We start from the raw sequence: 14330 nt of genomic DNA, 5'->3' as shown, positions 1-14330 counted from the left end.
TGGGGAGGTGCTCGTCTCATCACAGGCGCCCTTCGCGTTCAACCGCCCGATCCGTCAAACAGCTGCAGATAATCCTTGAGATAGAAATGTATCGCCTGGTCGGCCAAGAACAGTAACAAAACACTCGACAGCAGGATCGCCCCCATCCTGACGATGTCTCTCCGGCTATTTATGCGATACGCGCGGTAAATGAGATAGGCGGCTACAGCGCCCCATGCCCACATCAAGATCTCGTCCGGAAAGTCACGCGCCGCACCATATGCGGTCTCGCTTGGGTATCCGTGTGAGCGGACCGCGAGAGAAAGGACCGACATTGCGGGCATCAGCGAGAACGAAATCGCCAACATAGAGCGATATGCCCACGTCATGAGCAAGCACCTGCGGGTTCACGGAGCCAGATATTCTATTCCGTCATCCGCCCTGCCCGAAATCGAGTTGCAGATAGTCCTTGAGATAGAAATCGACAGCGTGTTTGGCAGACAAGAACAACAAAACGTACGACAGCAGAATCACCCCGAGATGGACAACGCCTCTCCGATTATTTACGCGGAATGCGCGGTAGATGAGATAGAGCGCTAACGCGAAGCTTACCCAGATCAAAACCTGTCGAGGAAGTTCAACCGCCCTATCATACTCGGTAATATGGCTATCGGGAAAACCTGCAAACATCAAAGAGAATACAAGATCCTGGGCAAAGGCTAACGGCGTCAGCGAAAACAAAACTGCCAATAGCGCGCGAGATGTCCGTTTCATGCACCGAACCACGCGATCATTTCAGCCCGCCAATATTCTCGCGGCGTGGTTCGAAGGTGAGCCGTCCAGGTTGTCTTGACCTTGCGGCGTGGCGCGTGATCCCATTTGCAGCCGCCCAGGTCTTGCCCTATCGGAGCAGGTCAGGACACTCCAGACAGGAGACCTAGCGCACCGTGACGGGCGCCGGCAGCGGCGGCACCACGGTCGGCTGCGCGCCCGGGGCCGGGCCGGCTTGAGCGGCCATCGGGGCAGGCGCAGCAATGCCGGGCGCCGGCGCAGCAGATGCGGTCGCTGTACCCGGCGGCGGGCCGCCCGGCATCACGACGACGCGGGTGCCAACCTTGACGCGATCGAACAGGTCGGAGACGTCCTCGTTCAGCATGCCGATGCAGCCCGAGGAGACGAACTTGCCGATCGTCGAGGGCTGGTTGGTGCCGTGGATGCGGTAGACGGTCGAGCCGAGATACATTGCGCGCGCGCCGAGCGGATTGCCGGGACCGCCGGCCATGAAGCGCGGCAGATAGGGCTGGCGTTCGATCATTTCCGTCGGCGGATGCCAATCCGGCCACTCAGCCTTGCGGGTGATCTTTTGCACGCCGGTCCAGGTGAAACCGTCGCGACCGACGCGCACGCCGTAGCGGATCGCACGGCCACTGCCGAGCACATAGTAAAGGTAGGTGTTCGGGGTATCGACGACGAGCGTGCCGGCCGGCTCCTTGGTCTGGAACGCGACTTCCTGGCGGCGCAGGTTCGGCGACAACTGCGTGGGCGCAGCGTCAGGCTGCTCCTCGGGGGGAAGCGCCGCAACCGTCATCGGTTGGCCATTCGGACCGGCAGGCCGGACGGCGCCGGTCGCGGCGGGTCCACCGACGCCTTCCGGCGGACGCAGACCGTCATCGGCGCCCTGCGGCGCGGCCGGACGGTCGGCATAGATCACTGCGGGCGGGCCCGCGGGGCGGCCATAGCGGGGATCATCCGGCGACATCACCGGGCCCTGCGGCGCATTGTTGGAATAGACCGGCGCACCGGCCGGACGGCCGTAACGCGGATCGTCCGGCGACATCACCGGGCCCTGGGGCGCGTTGTTGGAGTAGACCGGGGCACCCGCGGGGCGGCCATAGCGCGGATCATCCGGCGACATCACCGGACCGGACGGGCCGGGCGGCGGCAGCGCGGCAGAATTCCGCGGCTGCTGCGGCGGCATCGCGTCGTCGTCATCATCGAGCGCGTCGAAATTCGGCACGCGGTCGCCGGGACGATATTCGGACGGGTAGCCCTGCTGGTAGACCGGGGCCTGCTGGACCGGATAGCTCTGCTGAGCCTGCGCGAGCGAGGTTCCCGCCGCAGCGGCTGTCGCGGCAGCGCAAATCGTCAGAAAATGTTTGATCATCATCGCCCTAGTTTAGACCCCCGGCCCAACCGGACCGTTAACGGCACATGGACGAAGATCGCGGCACATTCAAGACAAAACAGGCCGATTTGGGCCTGATTTGGTGATTTGTGATCGGCAGCGCGACCGTTGCTTCGGTGCATCACGGACCGGAAATCGCGCGGGCGCGCAGGTCGCCGGACTCTCCGCCCCCGATTTTTGCGGAACGGCTCAGGAGTGTTCGGGTATTCTCGAATCAGCCTGATTCGCCCTCCGCTTTGACCAGCTTCCCGCGCGGCGAACGCGGCAACTCAGTACCGTAACCGCGTTCAGATGGCTCAAGGGCCTTGGCACCAACCTGCCAAGGCGGAAATTGCGCTTCGATGCTTCCCGGCTTTCGCTTCCTGTTTGCCGCGATCCTGTTGTCTACCTCCATCCTGGTGTTCGGCTTAGGGGCCGCCGCGCTGCTGCGGGCGACGCATGAGCAGTTCGTCAGCAATCCGTCCTGGCGAAACGGCCCGCAGGAGCAGGTGTTTGCGCAAGCGACCGAGCCGGTGCTCGCGGCGCTCCGCGCCGAGCCGCTGCCGCCCTCGACGTCGGTGCGAGACGAGGTCCCGACCGTCGGCCTTCCCGAAAGCGGACCTGAACAGGTTGCCGCACTGACACCGGAGATGGGCAGCGAGCCGGTGGCATCGGCTGCCGGCGAACCGGCCGCTGCTGAAGCGCCCCCTCCGCCGGCCGAGATACCGGCGCCGCAATCCGCATCGGCCGAAACCACAGCTTCGACCAGCGAGACCATGCCCGCTACCGGCGAGGCGGTGCCGACGCCGGTCGCCTCACCCGAGCCGCAACAGGCTGACGCCGCCAGCCCCGCGCCATCGGAAACAATTACAGAGGTCGCAGCGCTCGCTGCTGCCACGACGGTCGCCGCGCAGGATCCGCCGGCGAAAGCGAAGGCCGCGAGCGACACGGCCGACAAGCAGGCCACCAAGCAGCGCGCGCATAAGAAACGCCACCCGATCGTGCGGCGCCCGCCACCACCGCCAATGCCAGGGCAGCAGATCTTCAATCCCTTCGCCACGCAGCCGCTACAGCAGTATCAGCAGCAATATCAGCAGCCGGCCTACGCGGCGACCACCCGCACACGCTGAGCGGACCTCACGCCGGCCCCGTCGCAATGGCCGGGCCGCCTTCCTGGCCCCATTCCGACCATGATCCGTCATAAAGCGCGGTGTTGGTGACGCCTAACCGATAGAGCGCGAGCGTCAGCACGCCGGCGGAAACGCCGGAGCCGCAGCTCGTCACGATCGGTGCGTCGAGCTTGACCCCCGCGCCGGTAAACGCCTTCCGCAGATCATCGAGCGGCTTCATTTCGCCGGTCGCGGCATCGAACAATTGGGCGTAGGGCACGTTGCGGGCGCCCGGGATGTGGCCGGAGCGGATGCCCGGCCGCGGCTCCGCGGCGCGGCCCTCGAAGCGCTCTGCCGGACGCGCATCGATCACCTGCTCGGCACGGCTTTCGACGTTGGCGATCAACTGCTGCATGCTGCGCACGCGCTTCGGATCGTAGCTTGCCTTGAACGTCGCGGGCTTCGGCTTCACCTCGCCGCCCTCCACGGGACGCCCCTCTGCGCGCCACTTCTTCAGCCCGCCATTGAGGATGCGCACGTTGCTGTGGCCGTAGGACAAAAACATCCACCACGCCCGCGGTGCGGCGACCCAGCCGCCGGCATCGTAGATTACGACGGTATCGGCATTGCCGATGCCGAGAATGCCAACGTCACGGCCGAATTGCTCGGCGCTCGGGAACATGTGCGGCAACGGGTTGGAATGGTCGGACACCGCGTCGACATCGAAGAACACCGCTCCCGGCAGATGCGCGGCGAGATAGTCGTCCTTCGGCAGCGGCAGCACGCCCGGCAGCTTGAAGGTGGCGTCGAGCACCTTCACGTTGGCATCGTTGATGTGGGCGGCGAGCCATTCGGTGGAGACGAGGGGATCGGTGGTGGTCATTGCATGCATTTCCTTGTCGTCATTCCGGGGCGCGCGTGAGCGAGGTTGAAGCAGTGCGCGTCAAAACGCCGCTGTCATCGCCCGGCTTGAACCGGGCGATCCAGTATTCCAGAGGCGGTCGCGATTGAGCCGAGAGGCCGCGGCGTACTGGATTCCCCGCTTTCGCGGGGAATGACGCCGGAGCTGGGAGTGACAGCGAAGCACCCTCACCCCTTCTTCGGCTCCCACTTTTCCACCGGCCCGCCGGCATCGCGCCAGGCGGCATAACCGCCGGCGATGTGGGCGACGGGTTTGAGACCCATGTCCTGCGCGGTCTTGGCGGCGAGCGCGGAGCGCAGGCCGCCGGCGCAATGGAAGACGAACTTCTTGTCCTCCTGGAAGATCGGCTTCGCATAGGGGTTCTGCGGATCGATCCAGAATTCGAGCATGCCGCGGGTACAGGCAAACGCGCCGGGAATGCGGCCGTCGCGCTCGATCTCGCGGGGGTCGCGGATGTCGACGATCACGACGTCGCCGCTCTTGGAGATTTCGATGGCGTCCTTGGCGGTGAGCGTTTCGATCTCGGCATTGGCCTCGTCGACCAGCGCCTTGATGCCGCGGGTGATGTTTTGGGGCATGTGCTTCTCCCTCGTTTCTCTCTCGTCATTCCGGGGCGCGCGCAGTGCGAGCCCGGAATCCATTCTTCCACTGACACCGCGGCCCGATGGGATTCCGGGCTCGATGCTTCGCATCGCCCCGGAATGACAGCGTGTGTGGTCAGTGCGTCAGCTCCTTCATCGCGCCCTCGAGCCCCTCGATGGTGATCGGGAACATGCGGTTGGCGAAGATGCGGCGGATGATGGTGGTCGATTCCGAATAGTCCCAGTGCTTCTGCTGCACCGGGTTCAGCCACACCGCATGCGGATAGGTGCGGATGATGCGATCGAGCCAGACCGAGCCCGGCTCCTCGTTGACGTGCTCGACCGAGCCGCCCGGCACCATGATCTCGTAAGGCGACATCGAGGCGTCGCCGACGAACACGACCTTGTAGTCGTGCGGATATTTGTGCAGCACGTCCCAGGTCGGCGTGCGGTCGGTGAAACGCCGCTTGTTCTGCTTCCACACGCCCTCATAGAGGCAGTTGTGGAAGTAGAAATACTCCATGTGCTTGAACTCGCTCTTCGCCGCCGAGAACAGCTCCTCGACCTGCTCGATATGCGAATCCATCGAGCCGCCGATGTCGAAGAACACCAGCAGCTTGACCGCGTTGCGCCGCTCGGGGCGCATGACGACGTCGAGATAGCCGTGGTTGGCGGTTTGCTTGATCGTATTGTCGAGATCGAGTTCGTCCGGCGCACCGGTGCGGGCGAATTTGCGCAGGCGGCGCAGCGCGACCTTGATGTTGCGGATGCCAAGCTCGACATTGCCGTCGAGATCCTTGAACTCGCGCTTGTCCCACACTTTCACGGCACGGTTGTTGCGGTTCTTCTCCTGCCCGATGCGCACGCCCTCGGGATTGTAGCCATAGGCGCCGAACGGCGAGGTGCCGGCGGTGCCGATCCATTTGCTGCCGCCCTGATGGCGGCCCTTCTGCTCCTCGAGCCGCTTCTTCAGAGTCTCCATGAGCTTGTCCCAGCCCATGGCCTCGATCTGCTTCTTCTCTTCTTCCGTGAGGTACTTTTCGGCGAGCTTCTTCAGCCACTCCTCGGGGATCTCCGCCTTGTCCATGGCGTCGAGCAGGCTTTCCAGCCCCTTGAACACGGTGCCGAAGACGCGGTCGAACTTGTCGAGGTTGCGCTCGTCCTTCACCAGCGAGGCGCGCGACAGATAGTAGAAATTCTCGACCGTGTAGTCCGCGAGGTCGGCGTCGAGCGCCTCCATCAGCGTGAGGTATTCGCGCAGCGTCACAGGGACCTGCGCGTCGCGCAATGAGGTGAAGAATTGCAGGAACATGGGTGACAGATTGCCCGTCGGATGGCTCCCGTCAAGAGGCGCGGCTTTCGGCCGAGGTCTGGACCGGGAGGCTTTTTGCTCTAGAATTGCCGCGCTTCAGGCTTGGTTTTGGGGATCTTTGCCATGGGAATTATCGCAGCGCTGATCATTGGCGCGATTGCTGGCTGGCTCGCCGGGAAAATAGTCCACGGGGCGGGATTTGGCCTCATCGGCAACATCGTGGTCGGCATCATCGGCGCGCTGGTCGCGGGCTGGATCCTGCCGCAGCTCGGCGTCGGACTCGCCACCGGCACGTTCGGCTCGATCCTGGACGCCACGATCGGCGCGGTGATTGTGCTCGTCATCCTTTCGCTGATAAAACGGGCTTGAAAAGCTTGACCTAACCCGGAACGGCCGCTCGGAGCGGCCGTTCCCATGTTGTGGCGGAGGTGCACCTCGCCCGATGACCAACAAGGACGCGCGATGAAGTTTACCGGCACCAAGGACTATGTTGCGACCGACGATCTCAAGGTCGCCGTCAACGCCTCGATCGTGCTGGAGCGCCCGCTGCTGGTGAAGGGCGAGCCCGGCACCGGCAAGACGGTGCTGGCCGAGGAAGTTGCGAAAGCGCTGAATGCGCCACTCCTCACCTGGCACATCAAGTCCACCACCAAGGCGCAGCAGGGCCTCTACGAATACGACGCGGTCTCGCGCCTGCGCGATAGCCAGCTTGGCGATGCCCGCGTGTCCGACATCAAGAACTACATCAAGCGCGGCAAGCTGTGGGACGCCTTCACCGCCGAGCAGCGCCCGGTGCTGCTGATCGACGAGATCGACAAGGCCGACATCGAGTTTCCGAACGACCTACTGCTCGAGCTCGACCGCATGGAATTCCATGTCTACGAGACCGGTGAGACGATCAAGGCGAAGCAGCGCCCGATCATGATGATCACCTCCAACAACGAGAAGGAGCTGCCGGACGCCTTCCTGCGCCGCTGCTTCTTCCACTACATCAAATTCCCCGACGCCGAGACCATGGGCCGCATCGTCGACGTCCACTTCCCCGGCATCAAGAAGCGCCTGGTCGAAGAAGCCTTACGCATCTTCTTCGAGGTGCGCGAGGTGCCCGGCCTGAAGAAGAAGCCCTCGACCTCCGAGCTGCTCGACTGGCTCAAGCTGCTCCTCAACGAGGAGATGACGCCGGAACAGCTCCGCGAACGCGACCCGCGCAAACTGATCCCACCGCTGCACGGCGCGCTGCTGAAGAACGAACAGGACGTGCACCTATTCGAGCGGCTGGCGTTCTTGAGCCGGCGGGAAGTGTAAGCCCTCCCTCTGTCGCAACGGCGCGGCGCCGTTGCTCCAACCACCGCTGTCATTCCCCGCGAAAGCGGGGAATCCAGTACGCCGCGGCCTCTCCGTATACTTGCACTTTTTCTGGAATAAGGATCGCCTGCCCCAGTGCGCAATTGCGCACAAGGCGGGCGATGACAGCGAGAGCGCAGGCAGAGCAGACTCCAACCTCGTCATTTCGAGCGCGGCGAAGCAATCCAGAATCCCTTCGCCGGCAAGATTGCTTCGCGGAGCCTGCTATCGGTGCACTATGGGCTGTCGACTTCAAAAACAGACAAAATTTCAGGACGAGGCAGTAGCGGCGGCGCATCGCCCGTCAAGCCATAGACCTCAATGCCCCTTAGCAAACCACAGCTCGAATAGATAAACACTCCGCTTTTGTGGTCGCTTTCATTCACCAGGAATTCACCGAGAATGTGGGCACCGGGCGGCGCTTCAGCATGTCCCTTGATTTGGAAGTTGATGCTGGCACACCCACATCGACATCGCCAAGGCGTGACTTCGGCCAACTCAAGCTGATCCATATACTGCTTTGCTTCTTCCGTGCCGTGCTGAAGCATCCAGCGAGCAAGATCGCGCTCGGCATCTGTGAGAGGACGATTTTGCTCTGTGCTCAAAATAACGTCTTCGGCTGACATTGACCCACGCTACCGTAGCCCGCAGGATGGGACAACGCCAGCGAGAGTGTAGGGTGGGTTCGCGTCAGCGTAACCCACCACTTCTTCAACAAGCGGACTGCAAAGAGGTGGGTGCAGCTAACCCACCCTTGTAAGATGCCCTCTCGCCACCGTTGTTTCCGGGACGTTCGCCGCTTCCAGCGACTGCTTGCGGCGGATCAGATCCGAGGCGCGGTCGGTTCGCGCGAGGATCAGTACTTCGCGACGAGCGGACCACCCCAGCGGTAGTTCACGCGAACCAGGCCGATGTCGATGTCCTGGCCGATACGGGCGGTTCCTGCAAACGCGCCCGGCGGAAGACCAAAGACTCCGGTGAAGTAGAAGTTCACGTCGCGATGACCCATGAACAGGTGATCGTATTCAACACCGACCGACCAGTTCGGAGCGAAGCCAAATTCGAGGCCAGCCCCCACCGTTCCACCCCAGCGGGTCTCGCTCGCAGTGTCGATCGCCAGCCCGGTCGGAATATCGGAAGCGCGATATTTGTCACGGACGACCGCGGCACCACCCTTCACATAGAGCAGCACGTTGTTCCAGGCATAGCCGACCTGGCCTGTGAACAGGCCGAACGCATCGATCCTTGATTCATCCTCGACGGTCGCGAAGACGAGGTTGGCATTGGCCCCCTTGAAATCAGCCCAGTTGCCCTGTGCTTCCACGCCGAACACCCAGCTCGCCGTCTGCCAGCGGTAGCCGATCTGACCGCCGACCGTGCCTCCCGTGGCATTGTGGCACCCCATGGAAGCGGGCGGAACGACGACCACTCCACCCATATTGATCAGGTCCCAGCACTTATGGGCAGAGCCTCCACCGCCATTGATGCCGATGTAGAAGCCGCTCCAGTCATAGATCGGAGCAACCACTGGAGGGGGCGCTTTGGTGTACGGCCGAGCCGCCAGATCAGCGGCCGAGGCAGGAGCGGCAAGTGCGACGAGGGCAAACGCGCCCAGCAAGATCTTCTTCATGGTGTCGACCCCGAAATCGAATCTACTGCGGAGCCCCCACGCACAACCTATCATTGTCCTCCAAAATTCACGTCACCCGAACGCCACACCGCAGAGAAAGGTGAGAGTTCCTCAACCGGACGTTGATACCGCAGCCATCGCGGGTTACGCGCAGCTCAAAGCGTAGATGGTAGATCGATCGGGTGGGTTAGCCGAAGGCGTAACCCGCCTCTTTGTCTACGCGTCGCCAGACGTGGTGGATTACGCTTCGCTAACCCGCCCTACGAAGTGGCGCCTTCACGCCACCGCCGTCTCGGGCACGTTAGCCGCTTCCATCGGCTGCTTGCCGCGGATCAGGTCCGACGCGCGGTCGGCGATCATCATCGTTGAGGCGTTGAGGTTCGCCGAGATCATGCGCGGCATCACCGAGGCGTCGACGACGCGCAGGCCCTGCAGGCCGTGGACGCGGAGCTGGTCATCGACCACGGCCCAGGTGGACTCGGCTGGGCCCATGCGGCAGCTGCAGCCGGGGTGGAAGGTGGTGGTGCCGCGCTCGGTGGCGGCGTGCAAGAATTCGTCGTCGGTGTTGACGTTGGGTCCGGGGAAATCCTCGTAGGCGTAATAGGGCGACAGCGGCGCCGACTTCAAAAGCCTCCGCGCGAGCTTCATGCCGCCGACGATGACGCGGCGATCGAGCTCGGCGTCGAGGTAGTTGGTCTGGATGATCGGTGGTGCAAACGGATCATTGGAGCGGATGCGCACATAGCCGCGGCTTTCGGGACGCTGCTGCCAGGACGCGACCGTCATGCCGGGCTCGTCCTCGAGCTGGCCCTGCACGCCCTCCTTATAGCTGGCCGGCGTGAAGGTGAGCTGGAGGTCCGAGCGATCCGGGCTCTCGCCCGAATACCAGAAGCAATAGACCATGGTCGGCGACAGCGACAGCAGGCCGCGTCGCGCAGTCGCCCATTTCAGCGCCTCGACCCAGAGATGCCAGCCGCGGCGAAGCTCGTTGATGGTCTTGATGTCTTTGACCCGCGCCACTGTGCGCGGCGCGTAATGGTCCTGCAAGCCTTCGCCGACAGGGAGCGCGTGGCGCACCGCGATGCCGTGCGATTGCAACAGATCGGGCGAGCCGACGCCGGAGAGCTGGAGCAGCTGAGGTGAATTATAGGCGCCGCCGGCGAGGATCACTTCCTTGTTGGCGCGCACCTCGACTGGCGAGCCGCCGCGGCCGCCCTTCATGTAGCGCACACCGACCGCGCGCTTGCCCTCGAAGACGATCTCGGTGGCGTGCGCATGGGTATGCACATGCAAGTTTGGCCGTTTCATCGCGGGCCTGAGGAAAGCGGTCGAGCCGGAGACGCGCAGGCCGTTGTCGATGGTGCGCTGGCAATATGACACACCCTCCTGGGTCTTGCCGTTGTAGTCCGGGTTGCGCGGAATGCCGAGCGAGACTGCGCCTTCCATGAAGGCCTCGCAAAGCGGATCGCGCCACTCCATCGTGGTGACGGTGAGGCTGCCATCGCGCCCGCGATAGAGCGTCTCGCCCTCGCCGACCCGCTTCTCCAGCCGCTTGAAATACGGCAGCACGTCGGCATAGCTCCAGCCGCGATTGCCCATCTGCGCCCAGGTGTCGAAGTCGAGGTTCTGGCCGCGGTTATAGATGTGGCCGTTGATCGAGGACGAGCCGCCAAGCGTCTTGCCGCGCGGCGCGTAGATGCTGCGCCCGCCGGTCCAGGGCCCTACCTCCTGCTGGTACGCCCAGTTGATGCTCTTCATGTGGAAGGTCTTGATGAAGCCCGCCGGCAGATGGATGTAGGGATGCCAGTCGCTCGGGCCCGCCTCGAGCACGCACACGGTCGTGCTCGGATCCTCGCTGAGCCGGTTGGCGAGCACGCAGCCCGCGGAGCCTGCGCCCACGATCACATAATCAAATCTATCCATCTTGCCTCGAACCGCCTCAGCGCGGCCTGTCGTTGAGTTGATATGTCAAATGCGCCTTCACTGTCGGCCATTCGGCGGCGGTGATGCTGTAGACCACGGTATCGCGCAGCGTGCCGTTCGGCGCCACCTGGTGGCTGCGCAAGATGCCGTCCTGCTTGGCGCCGAGCCGCTCGATGGCACGCCGGCTCTGGTGATTGAAGAAATGGGTGCGGAATTCCACCGCAATGCAGTTCAGCTGCTCGAAGGCATGGGTCAGGAGCAGCAGCTTGCACTGCGTGTTGAGGGGGCCGCGCTGCGCGCTCTTGGCGTACCAGGTCGAACCGATCTCGACTCGGCGGTTGGTCGCATCGATGTTCATGTAAGTGGTCTGGCCAACGATCCTGCCATCGGCATCGAATACCGTGAACGGCACCATGGAGCCAGCGGCCTGCAAGCCGAGGCGGCGGTCGATCTCCTTGGCCATGTTCTCGGGCGCGGGGATCGCGGTGTACCAGAGCTTGTCGAGCTGGCCGTCCTTGACGGCCTCCACCAGGGCGTCGCGATGCTGATGCGACAGCGGCTCCAGCCGCGCATGCTCGCCACGGAGGGTGATGGGATCAGGCCAGGGCATTGATAATTTCTCCTTCGTCATTGCGAGGAGCGAAGCGACGAAGCAATCCAGACTGTCTCCGCGGATGGATTTCTGGATTGCTTCGCTTCGCTCGCAATGACGACTTGTCTCACTTATTCAAAAAATTCAACGGCAGTCCGCCGCGCGGCCAGTCCATGGCGATCAGCTCGCCCTTGCCGGACAGCGTGACATAGGCGGTCTTGAGCTCAGGGCCGCCGAAAGCGATGTTTGTTGTGACGCGGTCGCCGGTCGGGACCTGCTCGACCAGCTTGCCATCCGGTGCGATCACCGAGATGCAGCCGGAGACGAGGGTCGCGACACAGACATTACCGTTCGCCTCGACCGCGAGCGAGTCGAACATCTGGTAGCCGCCAAGCCCCGCGATCGGCTTGCCGCGCTCGCCGCGATAGATCACCTCGCGCGGCTTCAGCGTGCCGGGCGCGGACAACTCGTAGGCCCAGAGCCGCGCGGTTGGCGTTTCCGCGATATAGACGGTGTTTTCGTCCGGAGACAGCCCGATGCCGTTCGCCGGCAGCACGCCATGCACGACCTCGACGATCTCGCTCATGCCAGGCTTGAGATAGTACATCCCGCCGACATCCATGTCGCGCGCTCGACGCTTTCCGAGGTCGGAGAACCACAGGCCGCCATGCCGGTCGAAGACGAGATCGTTGGGACCGCGCAAGTCATGCTCGCCGCACTTGGTCACGACCGTCTCGACCTTGCCCGATTGCAGGTCGACGCGCTGGATCGAACCACCCAGATAATCATCGGGCTGCGCCCCCGGCATGATCATCTTGCCAGTCGGGATCCAGGAGAAGCCGCCATTGTTGCAGATGTAGATCTTGCCGTCAGGGCCGAGCGCCGCGCCGTTCGGCCCGCCGGGAATTTTCGCGACGATCTCTTTCCGTCCGTCGGGATAAACACGCGTGAGCCGTGCCCCACGGATCTCCACCAGCACGACCGAGCCGTCCGGCATCACCACCGGCCCTTCCGGAAACTCGAGGTCGGTGGCGAGAACGCGGACGTCGGACATTTTGGCCTCCCGGCGGCTTGTTATGGCTTGCACGGGAGATGTCGGCCCCGCAGGCAAGATTTGCACGCGGTTATGGCAAAGTCGCTCCCGCTTGCCAAGCAAGCGGCCGGGTATGCCAGCGTTGCGCCGCTAAGGCGCGACAAGTGGTCATCGCGCCTTAGATTGTTGTTTGAGCATGATCTTTTCGGAAAACCGCTGCGCACTTTTCCGGATCATGCTACTCCTTCACCGGCACCCAGATCTCGAAGCCGCCATGGCCGGTCTTGGGATCGAACTTTTCGTCATAACGTTCGAAGTTCGGCGCGTCCGCCGCCTTCAGTCCCGAGGCCGGCAGCCACTGATTCCAGATCGTGTTGACGGTGCGGCGGATCGAGGCGACGTGATCGGTGTGAGTGAACACCGCATAGCGTTGCTCGGGAATGCGGATGCGACCGAAGCGCCGCGGCAGGTCGGAGAAATCGGCGACCTCGACGCCGGCGATATAGTCGAAATTGCCGGCATCGTCGCCGTTGCAGCAGACACCGTACGCCACGTCGCCAATGCGCGCGGGAATGTCCGCCACCTCCTGGTGGAAGCGATGCCACAGGCCCGGAATGGCGGCGCTATTGTCGCAGGAGATGCGCTCAGCAGGGCCTGCGACGAGAAACGCCTTTGCGGTTTCGAAACGGGGCGGTGCGAGATTGTCGAGCATGGTGGAGTCCATGAGGATCGGCTCCTGAAGCTTGAGGTGTTTGACGCACGTCGCCGCCCTGACCGCTTCGGGTGTCACGCCGAAATGGTCGCGGAACGCGCGGGTGAAGGCTTCGTGGGAGCCGTAGTCCGCTTCCAGCGCCAACGATAAAATGTCCGGCGCGCCGCGCGCCAGCGCGCGAGCGGCTTCCGTAAGCCGCCGCGCCCGCACGTAGCGCATCACCGGAAAGCCGGTCGCTGCCGCAAACGCGCGCACCATGTGGAAGCGCGACACGCCGCCGATCTCCGCGATCTCGTCGAGCGTGAGCGGCTCGGCGAGATGGCTTTCGATGAACCAGAGTGCGCGCTGGGCTGGGTTCATGAACTTACGGCCCTCATTCGAAGCGACACCGTTTTACGCAATCGGTCGAGACTTCACTTGATCGACGTTGCTCTCGTGCCCCGGGCGCAGCGCAGCACGTCAGTGATGCGCTGCTGAACCGGGGTCCATCTCTCCACCAGCGTTACCGCGGCACTGGATCCCGGCTCTGCGTCGCATCACTGCGTGCCGCGCCGCGTCCGGGACACGAGCGTGTTCATTTCGACGGGTCCTTCGCTGCCGGCATAGCGTCCTTCGCCGCTGGCGCGTCCTGCTTTTTCTTCAGATCCTCCGCCGTCTTCGACTGCGCGGCCTGGAGATCGCCGAGCGTCTTCTGCAAACCTGCCACCGTCGCTTTCAACGCGTCGATCTGGCGATTGGCGGCATCGATCTTCTGCTGATGATCGAGGGTGAGCTTGGTCATCGTCTTCTGAAGAAAGTCGACGTTGCTTTGCAGGCAGCTCGTCCGCCGCTCCCAGGTCTTCTCGACCGTGCATATCTCGATGCCGGGAACATCCTGCGCGCGAGTGTGTTCCATCGACATCGTCACGAGCAGCAAAATCGCGACACATAGCGAAGCATTCCGGCCCGGCATGCAGGTTCCTCATGAAACGTCGATCACGGCAAATTGCGCAGACGGCGCGCACGCCCGTGACGATACCATACTGGCAC

General features: G+C 63.3%; 16 protein-coding genes. 3 read left to right on the top strand and 13 right to left on the bottom strand.

From position 1 onward, the window contains the following. Positions 1–38 precede the first annotated feature (38 nt). The 3 genes from NLN62_RS29135 to NLN62_RS29125 all read right to left on the bottom strand — a co-directional run bounded on the left by NLN62_RS29135 (position 39) and on the right by NLN62_RS29125 (position 2143). Positions 39–368, bottom strand: a complete 330-nt coding sequence (locus NLN62_RS29135; RefSeq protein ID WP_156944223.1) for a hypothetical protein — start codon at positions 366–368, stop codon at positions 39–41. Positions 369–411: 43 nt separating this feature from the next. Further along, a complete protein-coding gene (locus tag NLN62_RS29130; protein WP_035661978.1) occupies positions 412–753 on the bottom strand; it encodes a hypothetical protein in 342 nt (113 codons plus the stop codon). Between the two features lie 163 nt (positions 754–916). After that, positions 917–2143 (bottom strand): L,D-transpeptidase, encoded by a 1227-nt coding sequence (locus NLN62_RS29125; RefSeq protein WP_027522425.1) that lies wholly within the window; start codon positions 2141–2143, stop codon positions 917–919. Between the two features lie 362 nt (positions 2144–2505). On the opposite strand from NLN62_RS29125, the gene NLN62_RS29120 reads away from it, so the two are divergent. Next, a complete protein-coding gene (locus NLN62_RS29120; protein WP_254111153.1) occupies positions 2506–3273 on the top strand; it encodes a hypothetical protein in 768 nt (255 codons plus the stop codon). Positions 3274–3280: 7 nt separating this feature from the next. On the opposite strand, the gene sseA is transcribed toward NLN62_RS29120, so the two are convergent. From sseA to NLN62_RS29105, 3 genes are all read right to left on the bottom strand, one after another. After that, the gene (gene sseA, locus NLN62_RS29115; protein WP_027522426.1) at positions 3281–4135 is read right to left on the bottom strand and encodes a 3-mercaptopyruvate sulfurtransferase; all 855 of its coding nucleotides are present in this window, start codon (positions 4133–4135) and stop codon (positions 3281–3283) included. 206 nt (positions 4136–4341) lie between these two features. Further along, on the bottom strand, positions 4342–4752 hold the full coding sequence (locus NLN62_RS29110) for a rhodanese-like domain-containing protein (protein WP_254111152.1): 411 nt from the start codon (positions 4750–4752) through the stop codon (positions 4342–4344). Positions 4753–4891: 139 nt separating this feature from the next. Continuing rightward, on the bottom strand, positions 4892–6067 hold the full coding sequence (locus NLN62_RS29105) for a VWA domain-containing protein (RefSeq protein ID WP_254111151.1): 1176 nt from the start codon (positions 6065–6067) through the stop codon (positions 4892–4894). Between the two features lie 123 nt (positions 6068–6190). Here NLN62_RS29105 and NLN62_RS29100 point away from each other — a divergent pair, with 123 nt between their 5' ends. Together NLN62_RS29100 and NLN62_RS29095 are read left to right on the top strand one after the other, a co-directional pair. After that, positions 6191–6436 (top strand): GlsB/YeaQ/YmgE family stress response membrane protein, encoded by a 246-nt coding sequence (locus NLN62_RS29100; protein ID WP_027522429.1) that lies wholly within the window; start codon positions 6191–6193, stop codon positions 6434–6436. Between the two features lie 93 nt (positions 6437–6529). Beyond that, positions 6530–7372, top strand: coding sequence for a MoxR family ATPase (locus NLN62_RS29095; RefSeq protein ID WP_027522430.1), 843 nt, complete (start codon positions 6530–6532; stop codon positions 7370–7372). Between the two features lie 275 nt (positions 7373–7647). Here NLN62_RS29095 and NLN62_RS29090 read toward each other — a convergent pair whose 3' ends face one another. From NLN62_RS29090 to NLN62_RS29060, 7 genes are all read right to left on the bottom strand, one after another. Next, entirely contained in the window at positions 7648–8037 is a 390-nt protein-coding gene (locus NLN62_RS29090) for a hypothetical protein (protein WP_156944225.1), read from the bottom strand. Between the two features lie 230 nt (positions 8038–8267). Further along, the gene (locus NLN62_RS29085) at positions 8268–9041 is read right to left on the bottom strand and encodes an outer membrane protein (protein WP_027522432.1); all 774 of its coding nucleotides are present in this window, start codon (positions 9039–9041) and stop codon (positions 8268–8270) included. A 276-nt stretch (positions 9042–9317) separates the two neighbouring features. Further along, the gene (locus tag NLN62_RS29080; protein WP_254111150.1) at positions 9318–10964 is read right to left on the bottom strand and encodes a GMC family oxidoreductase; all 1647 of its coding nucleotides are present in this window, start codon (positions 10962–10964) and stop codon (positions 9318–9320) included. Between the two features lie 16 nt (positions 10965–10980). After that, the gene (locus NLN62_RS29075; RefSeq protein WP_027522434.1) at positions 10981–11574 is read right to left on the bottom strand and encodes a GNAT family N-acetyltransferase; all 594 of its coding nucleotides are present in this window, start codon (positions 11572–11574) and stop codon (positions 10981–10983) included. Between the two features lie 109 nt (positions 11575–11683). Then, the gene (locus tag NLN62_RS29070; protein ID WP_254111149.1) at positions 11684–12610 is read right to left on the bottom strand and encodes an SMP-30/gluconolactonase/LRE family protein; all 927 of its coding nucleotides are present in this window, start codon (positions 12608–12610) and stop codon (positions 11684–11686) included. Between the two features lie 217 nt (positions 12611–12827). After that, complete coding sequence (locus tag NLN62_RS29065; protein ID WP_027522436.1) at positions 12828–13661, bottom strand: AraC family transcriptional regulator; 834 nt, start codon at positions 13659–13661, stop codon at positions 12828–12830. 214 nt (positions 13662–13875) lie between these two features. After that, on the bottom strand, positions 13876–14253 hold the full coding sequence (locus NLN62_RS29060; protein WP_254111148.1) for a hypothetical protein: 378 nt from the start codon (positions 14251–14253) through the stop codon (positions 13876–13878). Positions 14254–14330: the final 77 nt, after the last annotated feature.

Source organism: Bradyrhizobium sp. CCGUVB23, from assembly GCF_024199885.1.
Classification (GTDB): Bacteria; Pseudomonadota; Alphaproteobacteria; order Rhizobiales; family Xanthobacteraceae; genus Bradyrhizobium.
Note: the sequence above shows the minus strand (reverse complement) of the source record. Positions and strands in the feature narration are given on the sequence as shown.

Coding starts and splice junctions, on each gene's coding strand:
- NLN62_RS29130 (WP_035661978.1), bottom strand. CDS start 753: ATGAAACGGACATCTCGCGCGCTATTGGCAGTTTTGTTTTCGCTGACG.
- NLN62_RS29065 (WP_027522436.1), bottom strand. CDS start 13,661: ATGAACCCAGCCCAGCGCGCACTCTGGTTCATCGAAAGCCATCTCGCC.
- NLN62_RS29110 (WP_254111152.1), bottom strand. CDS start 4,752: ATGCCCCAAAACATCACCCGCGGCATCAAGGCGCTGGTCGACGAGGCC.
- NLN62_RS29060 (WP_254111148.1), bottom strand. CDS start 14,253: ATGCCGGGCCGGAATGCTTCGCTATGTGTCGCGATTTTGCTGCTCGTG.
- sseA (WP_027522426.1), bottom strand. CDS start 4,135: ATGACCACCACCGATCCCCTCGTCTCCACCGAATGGCTCGCCGCCCAC.
- NLN62_RS29085 (WP_027522432.1), bottom strand. CDS start 9,041: ATGAAGAAGATCTTGCTGGGCGCGTTTGCCCTCGTCGCACTTGCCGCT.
- NLN62_RS29125 (WP_027522425.1), bottom strand. CDS start 2,143: ATGATCAAACATTTTCTGACGATTTGCGCTGCCGCGACAGCCGCTGCG.
- NLN62_RS29095 (WP_027522430.1), top strand. CDS start 6,530: ATGAAGTTTACCGGCACCAAGGACTATGTTGCGACCGACGATCTCAAG.
- NLN62_RS29120 (WP_254111153.1), top strand. CDS start 2,506: ATGCTTCCCGGCTTTCGCTTCCTGTTTGCCGCGATCCTGTTGTCTACC.
- NLN62_RS29135 (WP_156944223.1), bottom strand. CDS start 368: ATGACGTGGGCATATCGCTCTATGTTGGCGATTTCGTTCTCGCTGATG.
- NLN62_RS29070 (WP_254111149.1), bottom strand. CDS start 12,610: ATGTCCGACGTCCGCGTTCTCGCCACCGACCTCGAGTTTCCGGAAGGG.
- NLN62_RS29090 (WP_156944225.1), bottom strand. CDS start 8,037: ATGTCAGCCGAAGACGTTATTTTGAGCACAGAGCAAAATCGTCCTCTC.
- NLN62_RS29105 (WP_254111151.1), bottom strand. CDS start 6,067: ATGTTCCTGCAATTCTTCACCTCATTGCGCGACGCGCAGGTCCCTGTG.
- NLN62_RS29075 (WP_027522434.1), bottom strand. CDS start 11,574: ATGCCCTGGCCTGATCCCATCACCCTCCGTGGCGAGCATGCGCGGCTG.
- NLN62_RS29080 (WP_254111150.1), bottom strand. CDS start 10,964: ATGGATAGATTTGATTATGTGATCGTGGGCGCAGGCTCCGCGGGCTGC.
- NLN62_RS29100 (WP_027522429.1), top strand. CDS start 6,191: ATGGGAATTATCGCAGCGCTGATCATTGGCGCGATTGCTGGCTGGCTC.